Below are 6,334 nucleotides of genomic sequence, written 5' to 3'. Positions count from 1 at the left end.
AATGAAAAAAGGAAGACAAGTAGGGGGGATTGTTCAGAAAACAGCCGGAATCGTGATGGTTTTACTTGGTATATTAGATACGATCACTTATTGGTTTTAAAGTTAGGAAAAGGAGGGAAACTCAATGATGTTTGGCGGTTCTTTCATGATGGTTGGGATCATGTTATTTTGGGTTGTATTAATCGCCGTTGGTTTTTATCTCTTATATCGTTTTATCAATGGTCGTAAAGAAGAACTCTCTCCGATAGAAATATTGAAAGTACGATTAGCCAAAGGAGAGATCTCTTTAGATGAATTTGAACGGCTGTCGAAAAAATGTGAATAAATGATGAAAAATTGTTGACGATAACGATGTGTCAACAATCTCTTTTGTTGTGTTGTATACCCATTACCGGTATAATGTAATCAGAGAGGTGATATTTCATGAACCATTGTGAAGATCATAATATGGATAAAAAAATGGTTCCACGAACGGAACAGGAAATCGAAAGCATTATGAAGCGCTTGAAGCGTATTGAAGGACAAGTGCGCGGGGTGCAAAAAATGGTCGAAGACAATCGGTATTGCATCGATATTTTAGTGCAAATTTCTGCGATTACGGCCGCGTTAAATAAAGTCGGATTGAATTTGTTAGAACGCCATGTCAGCCATTGCGTTTCCAAGGCGATCCGTGAAGGAAGCGGAGAAGAATCCATTCGTGAATTAATGGATGTCATTAAGCAATTTTCAAAGTAAGGGAGGGAAAGGTGGATGGATGAACAAAGAACCGTGACACTGAAGGTGACTGGCATGACATGTGCCGCGTGTGCCAATCGGATTGAGAAAGTACTAAATAAGATGGATGGAGTAGAAGCCAATGTCAATTTGGCGATGGAAAAAGCGACGATTCAATACGATCCATCGAAACAAACAATCGCCGATATCGAAACGAAAATTGAGAATCTGGGGTATGGCGTTGCGACAGAAAAAGTGACGCTCGATATTGAAGGGATGACATGCGCGGCATGTGCGACACGGATTGAAAAAGGGTTAAATCGGATGGAAGGTGTGACAAGCGCTGCTGTAAACTTGGCGACAAACAGTGCTGTTGTCGAATACAAGGAAGGCGTTACATCTGTCGAAGACATTTTAGAAAAAATCAAAAAGCTTGGGTACAAGGGGCAGATTCGAAACGAAGAACAAGACGATGCTGGCCGGAAAGAAGAGCGGCTTAAACAAAAACAACGGCAGCTTGCCATTTCTATTATCTTATCACTGCCTTTGCTTTATACGATGATTGCTCATATGCCGTTTGATATAGGCTTACCGATGCCGCATCTGCTGATGAATCCGTGGTTCCAGCTTCTTTTAGCTACACCCGTTCAGTTCTACATCGGCGGTCCCTTCTATGTCGGGGCGTACCGGGCGTTACGAAATAAGAGCGCAAACATGGACGTCCTCGTGGCGCTTGGAACATCAGCCGCATACTTTTACAGCTTGTATGAAGCTTTTCGGACGCTTGGGAATCCTGAATATATGCCAAGATTATATTTTGAAACGAGCGCCGTCTTGATTACGCTTGTGCTTGTCGGCAAATACTTTGAGGATCTTGCGAAAGGGAGAACAACAGAAGCTATCTCTAAGCTGTTGAGCCTTCAGGCAAAGGAAGCGACTGTCATCCGTAACGGGGAGGAAAGAAAGGTTCCGCTCGAGGAAGTGGTGATCGGCGATACGATTCTTGTCAAGCCAGGAGAAAAAATCCCGGTAGACGGTACGGTCATCGCCGGGGCATCTTCCGTAGATGAATCGATGATTACTGGTGAATCGATTCCAGTTGATAAGAAGGAAGGCGACTATGTGATCGGGGCAACCATTAATACAAATGGGGTACTGACCATTCGCGCAGAAAAAGTAGGGAAAGATACCGCGCTCGCCAATATCATAAAAATCGTTGAGGAGGCGCAAGGATCGAAAGCACCGATTCAGCGGATGGCGGACACGATCTCTGGCATTTTCGTCCCAATCGTTGTCGGCATTGCTGTCGTTGCATTCATTATATGGTACTTCTTTGTTGCGCCGGGGGATTTGGTAAAAGCGCTTGAGGTGGCTATCGCCGTTCTCGTCATTGCGTGTCCTTGTGCGCTCGGTCTTGCAACGCCGACATCGATTATGGTCGGTACAGGTAAAGGGGCAGAACAAGGGATTCTCTTTAAAGGAGGTGAGTACCTAGAGGGAACGCATAAAATCAATGCCGTATTACTGGATAAAACAGGAACAGTGACAAAAGGAAAACCGGAAGTGACAGATGTATTGTCATTCCAAGAAAACATGATCGATTATGCTGTTTCGGCCGAGAGCGCTTCAGAACATCCATTGGCACAAGCGATTGTGGCTTACGGAAAAGAAAACGGAATTATCGCGCAACCGTTGACACATTTCTCTGCGCTTGTTGGGCATGGAATTGAAGCAGTGGTGAACGGGAAACACGTGCTCATCGGCACGCGCAAGTTAATGAACGAACGTGCAGTCAATATTGCCGAACATGAGGAGCGAATGATAAAGCTTGAAAGCGAAGGAAAGACGGTCATGCTCATTGCGATCGATGGACAGCTTGCTGGAATGATCGCTGTTGCCGATACGATCAAGGAGACATCAAAGCAAGCGATTGCGACATTAAAACAAATGGGCATCGATGTATATATGGTGACAGGTGACAATAAACGAACAGCTGAAGCTATCGCCAAGCAAGTAGGTATTGAATATGTGTATGCGGAAGTGCTTCCAGAACAGAAAGCAGCGATCGTTGAACAGTTGCAAAAGCAAGGGAAACGAGTGGCGATGGTCGGTGATGGAATTAATGACGCACCAGCTCTTGCGAAAGCGGATATTGGGATGGCGATTGGCACAGGTGCAGATGTCGCAATTGAAACGGCAGATGTAACGCTCGTTGGTGGTGACTTGATGCATATTCCACAAGCGATTGAACTGAGCCGACAAACGATGCGCAACATTCGACAAAACTTATTTTGGGCATTATTTTATAATAGCGTTGGCATTCCAGTCGCTGCAGCTGGGTTATTACAACCATGGATCGCTGGGGCAGCGATGGCATTTAGCTCTGTATCCGTTGTGACAAACGCGCTTCGTTTGAAACGCGTGAAAATATAAACATTTAAGGAGGAATGGATGATGACGATTACATTACAAGTACAAGGAATGACATGCGGACATTGCAAAGCGGCGGTGACAAATGCACTTCAAACGTTAGATGGCGTCAGCCGTGTAGGGGTGCATTTGCAAGGGGGTACGGTCGATGTCGAGTATGATGAAACAAAGGTCAGCGTAGAAAAACTGAAAGAAGCGATTGAAGAGCAAGGATATGATGTGAAATAACTGTATTTGCTAATTGAATTTTGAGCCACTCCGATTACATCCTTGTGAGCCACTTAAAAATTGATAAATGGTAAATCTGTGGCGTCTTGACATGGAGCCTCTAGAGGCATGATTTCACTCGAAAGGCGACACATCAAGGTGTTTCGATAGGCAACAAGCCTATCATGCCTCTCACTCCATATCAAGACGGTGTTTTCGATGGAAATGGAGTGGCTCACGTTTTTACGAGCGAAGTGGCTCAATTTTATGTTAGCAAAAACAATAACATACGGAAGGTGTCCCGAAGTGATGACGGGGCACTTTTTACCGCCTAAGCGAGTTCTCGGCTGGGGAAAGTTTTTTCTTCTTGAAGCATATCGGGAAAGCGGGATGTTATAATGAAAATAACAGGCGCGGAAAAAAGGGGGGATTTATTTGCTATCGCAGCAAGACATCCTTAATGAAATGTCGAAATGTTTAGATTTATGGAAGAAAAAGTATGGTGTGAAGCGAATCGGGTTATTTGGCTCGTACAGTCGGGGAGAACAAAGGGAATCGAGTGACATTGATGTGTTAGTAGAATTTATGGATGATGCAATGACGTTTGATCATTATATGGGGTTGAAACTGAGTTTGGAAGATCATTTTCAAAAAACAGTGGATTTAGTGATTGTAGATGATATTAAGCCGGCATTAAAGCCAATTATTTTAAGAGGTGCTAAGTATGCAGAGGGATCCTAGCGTCTTTTTGCAAGATATTTTGGTCGCTGCAGAAAAAATTGAGAAGTACACCCAAGGGCTTTCTTATGATGACTTTCTAGATAATGATTTAATATCAGATGCGATGCGGTCATTAAAAACATATTAGTAATCGGAGAAGCAGCAAAAAACATTCCAGACGAAATTAGACAGGCATCCCCACATATCGAGTGGAGAAAGATGGCTGGCATGAGGGATATGATGATCCACGGTTATTTCTCCATTAATTACCGAATTGTTTGGGATGTTGTTCGAAATAAGATTCCTGTATTAAAACAGCACGTTGAACGATTGCTAAATGAAAGTTAGATTTCAATTCAAACCATATGCGCTGTTTGGGAATAGCTTGTTATTCAAAAGGTGCTGATCCCAAGACGCATTCGCGTTTTTGATCAGCACCTTCAGCTTTTTTATTCCCCTTTATTCGTTGTGTCATTCGGATCTGGGGTATAGTCCGATTTGTAATCGGTATATTTTACTTCTGTGACCATTCCCGCTGAAGCATGATGCAAGTCATGGCAATGGAACATCCAATTTCCCGGATTATCCGCTTTAAACGCGACGACATATTCTTCACCAGGGTTTACATTTAACGAATCCTTAATCAATGGAGAGCCTGTGACTGGCTTGCCGTTTTTGCTTAATACTTGGAAGAAATGTCCGTGTAAATGCATCGGATGTACATCCATAGGTGAATTGTTCACTATTTTTACTTTTACTAAATCTCCTGTCTTCACATTGATCGGCGCTGTGTCAGGATACGTTTTCCCATTAATCGTGTAGACCATGCCATCTTTGCCCATGGCTGTTCCTAAATCCATTGTGTACTCTACATCATATTTTTGGTCTAGTGTAAATTGACCTACTTCATATTTTCCGTATGTTGTCATATCCACAACAGGGAGGTTTTCTTTTGCATTTTCTTTATCCGTATTGTTTGTCTGGTCTTCGTATTGAATTTTCACTTTCATGCCATCGGTACCTTTCATATTCCCGTGACATTCTAGTAACCATTCACCCGGGTTATTGGCGATAAACTCAATGTCGTAGCGCTCACCGGGAGCGATATTCAACAGTTCATCTTTGATTGGTTGCGGGTTCTTTAACGGTTGGCCGTCTGTTGCGACAATTTTAAACTCATGTCCATGCAAATGAAGCTTGTGGGACATATATCCTGCATTGACAAGACGAAGTCGCACTTTTTCGCCTTTTTTCACTTTTAATGGTTGGACAGCAGTCCCGCTTTTTCCGTTAATCGTGAAAATATCGTACATATTCATGTTATGTCCCATGCTGTTCATATCCATTTGTTGGCCATCGGAACTATTTCCATGTCCCATATTACTATGATCCATGCCACTCATATTCATGTTCATATTGCTTTCGGCGTCCGGGTCGCTCATCCATTCATCTAACACAAGTGTATAATCTCGATCTACTTTTTCTTCATTTTTCGGTTCTACGATTAATGTACCGTATAATCCCTTGTCCACTTGCTCGGCGCTTTTTTGATGGGAATGATAAAAATACGTTCCCGGCACGGTTGCTGTAAATTCATACGTAAACGTTTCACCCGGTTTAATGGCGTCCATCGTGACACCCGGTACTCCATCTTGGTTATTTGGAACAGGGTAGCCGTGCCAGTGAATCGTGATCGGTTCTGGCAATTCATTTTTTAAAACAATTTTCACATTATCCCCTTGTTTTACGCGAATTTGCGCACCGGGTACCGATCCATTATACGTGTAGACCGGAAGTTTGACTTGATCATTTATTTGTAATAATGCTTCCTTAGCAGTAAGATTAATCTCTTTCCCAGATAATACTTCTGTATTGGTTGCCAAAGGTAATTGCTGCTTACTGGATTCATTAGAAGTATTTTCTTTTTTTGTATTCATGTTGGACATGTCGTGTCCTTGCATCGAAGAATTATTTGAGCAAGCTGCACTCAGCGCAATGACTCCCACCAATACGGTTCCTAACCATAATTTCTTCATCGCTTTCCCTCCATAAACTTGTGATGTAAGTCATAGTAACATCATCATAAAAAAGAAATGTGCAAAATGTATGGAGAAAAGCTTATAAAGACAGTGGTCAAAATTTATGGTATAGTCTTTTATGTGAATGAGAGTTTTTGTTCATCATTTCTCCACATTTTATTGTTTAAATAAAATAGCAAAAACGAAACAGCAAGTTTAATCATTCTCATGTGCAAAATGACGAC

7 protein-coding genes are annotated in these 6,334 nt (G+C 42.5%); 6 read left to right on the top strand and 1 reads right to left on the bottom strand.

Annotation, left to right across the window (positions count from 1 at the left end):
- The first annotated feature begins 124 nt into the window (after positions 1–124).
- The 6 genes from ETB99_RS04595 to ETB99_RS14955 all read left to right on the top strand — a co-directional run bounded on the left by ETB99_RS04595 (position 125) and on the right by ETB99_RS14955 (position 4,419).
- Positions 125–325, top strand: coding sequence for an SHOCT domain-containing protein (locus ETB99_RS04595; RefSeq protein ID WP_171700025.1), 201 nt, complete (start codon positions 125–127; stop codon positions 323–325).
- A 98-nt stretch (positions 326–423) separates the two neighbouring features.
- Positions 424–735: a metal-sensing transcriptional repressor gene (locus ETB99_RS04590; RefSeq protein WP_077428523.1), complete on the top strand. Its 312-nt coding sequence runs from the start codon at positions 424–426 to the stop codon at positions 733–735.
- A 15-nt stretch (positions 736–750) separates the two neighbouring features.
- Positions 751–3,147 carry a heavy metal translocating P-type ATPase gene (locus ETB99_RS04585; RefSeq protein ID WP_171700024.1) on the top strand — a complete coding sequence of 799 codons (2,397 nt, stop codon included), beginning with the start codon at positions 751–753 and terminating at the stop codon, positions 3,145–3,147.
- A 21-nt stretch (positions 3,148–3,168) separates the two neighbouring features.
- The gene (copZ, locus tag ETB99_RS04580; RefSeq protein WP_171700023.1) at positions 3,169–3,372 is read left to right on the top strand and encodes a copper chaperone CopZ; all 204 of its coding nucleotides are present in this window, start codon (positions 3,169–3,171) and stop codon (positions 3,370–3,372) included.
- Positions 3,373–3,816: 444 nt separating this feature from the next.
- Positions 3,817–4,092, top strand: coding sequence for a nucleotidyltransferase family protein (locus ETB99_RS04575; protein WP_077428933.1), 276 nt, complete (start codon positions 3,817–3,819; stop codon positions 4,090–4,092).
- Positions 4,093–4,185: 93 nt separating this feature from the next.
- The gene (locus tag ETB99_RS14955) at positions 4,186–4,419 is read left to right on the top strand and encodes a HepT-like ribonuclease domain-containing protein (RefSeq protein ID WP_309138134.1); all 234 of its coding nucleotides are present in this window, start codon (positions 4,186–4,188) and stop codon (positions 4,417–4,419) included.
- A gap of 101 nt (positions 4,420–4,520) precedes the next feature.
- Here ETB99_RS14955 and ETB99_RS04565 read toward each other — a convergent pair whose 3' ends face one another.
- Entirely contained in the window at positions 4,521–6,107 is a 1,587-nt protein-coding gene (locus ETB99_RS04565; RefSeq protein ID WP_171700022.1) for a multicopper oxidase family protein, read from the bottom strand.
- Positions 6,108–6,334 lie beyond the last annotated feature (227 nt).

Origin of the sequence: Anoxybacillus sp. CHMUD, from assembly GCF_013096965.1 — a bacterium.
In the GTDB taxonomy this organism is placed as follows: Bacteria; Bacillota; Bacilli; order Bacillales; family Anoxybacillaceae; genus Anoxybacillus; species Anoxybacillus kestanbolensis_A.
The sequence above is the reverse complement of the archived record's forward strand: the minus strand, read 5'-3'. Positions and strand labels throughout refer to the sequence as shown.

What these genes read in the sequence shown, in the direction of transcription:
- ETB99_RS04595 (WP_171700025.1), top strand. Translation starts at nt 125, where the DNA reads ATGATGTTTGGCGGTTCTTTCATGATGGTTGGGATCATGTTATTTTGG.
- ETB99_RS04590 (WP_077428523.1), top strand. Translation starts at nt 424, where the DNA reads ATGAACCATTGTGAAGATCATAATATGGATAAAAAAATGGTTCCACGA.
- ETB99_RS04585 (WP_171700024.1), top strand. Translation starts at nt 751, where the DNA reads ATGGATGAACAAAGAACCGTGACACTGAAGGTGACTGGCATGACATGT.
- copZ (WP_171700023.1), top strand. Translation starts at nt 3,169, where the DNA reads ATGACGATTACATTACAAGTACAAGGAATGACATGCGGACATTGCAAA.
- ETB99_RS04575 (WP_077428933.1), top strand. Translation starts at nt 3,817, where the DNA reads ATGTCGAAATGTTTAGATTTATGGAAGAAAAAGTATGGTGTGAAGCGA.
- ETB99_RS04565 (WP_171700022.1), bottom strand. Translation starts at nt 6,107, where the DNA reads ATGAAGAAATTATGGTTAGGAACCGTATTGGTGGGAGTCATTGCGCTG.